This window comes from Limnobacter litoralis, assembly GCF_030160455.1.
GTDB classification, from domain to species: domain Bacteria; phylum Pseudomonadota; class Gammaproteobacteria; order Burkholderiales; family Burkholderiaceae_B; genus Limnobacter; species Limnobacter litoralis.
In genome coordinates this window covers 1-874 of record NZ_BSOJ01000040.1, presented here as the reverse complement: position 1 = coordinate 874, position 874 = coordinate 1, and the positions used below count along the sequence as shown (strand labels likewise).

Sequence of the window (874 nt, the reverse complement as noted above, 5' to 3'; positions counted from 1 at the left end):
TGAGTCAAATCTTTCGGAATTAAGCGTCAAATTGCCGATTTATGCCGGTTTTGGACTCTTTGAGTCCGGCTTTTCTGCCTTTTGAGCTCAACAGGACGCAACTTGGGCATGAAGGGCGTCTCTTCGTTTTTTGGTGATCAGCAGATTGGCCATGGCAAACAGCGTGTACAACTGGGCCGTGTTTTTTGCCAGGCCCCTGTATCGAACCTTCTTCAAGCCAAAGACGTTTTTGATGTAATGGAACGGGTGCTCCACACACGCTCTGACCGAGGCCTTCAGGCGCTCCAGAATTCGGCTCAAACCTTGACTGCCCTTCTTGCGCAGAACTTTGCGTTTGCCTGGACGCAGCGCCACATGCCAGACCGCGTTGGCGTTGGTGATTTCGTCAGTGCGTTTTTCAATGCCCTGATAGCCCGCATCGGCAAACACCAACCGCTCTTGACCGTGAAGCAAACTATGACCTTTGCTGATGTCGGCCGTATTGGCGGGCGTTGTTTCCAGCGTACGAACGGCTCCGCTGTGGGCATCCACACCGATGTGCGCTTTCATTCCAAAGTGCCACTCATTGCCCTTTTTGGTCTGATGCATTTCAGGGTCCCGCTCTTTGTCTTTGTTCTTGGTCGAGGATGGAGCAGAGATGATGGTGGCATCTACCACCGTGCCTTCTTTGAGAATCAGCCCCTGCATGTTCAGCAGGTTGTTGATGGTGGCAAATACACGTTTGGTCAACTGTTTGTCTTCAAGCAAACGGCGAAACTTCAGCAGGGTCGTAGCATCAGGCGCTTCTTCCACACTCAGATCAATGCCAACAAAATTGCGGATGGCCATGCTGTCGTAGATCGCATCTTCAATGCCTTCGTCGGACAGACCAAAG

At 51.8% G+C, this 874-nt stretch carries 1 protein-coding gene; it reads right to left on the bottom strand.

The genetic code is table 11. From position 1 onward, the window contains the following. Positions 1-87: 87 nt before the first annotated feature. Positions 88-874: IS5 family transposase (locus tag QQJ87_RS14565; protein ID WP_284282626.1), on the bottom strand; the 787-nt coding region annotated here is incomplete at its 5' end.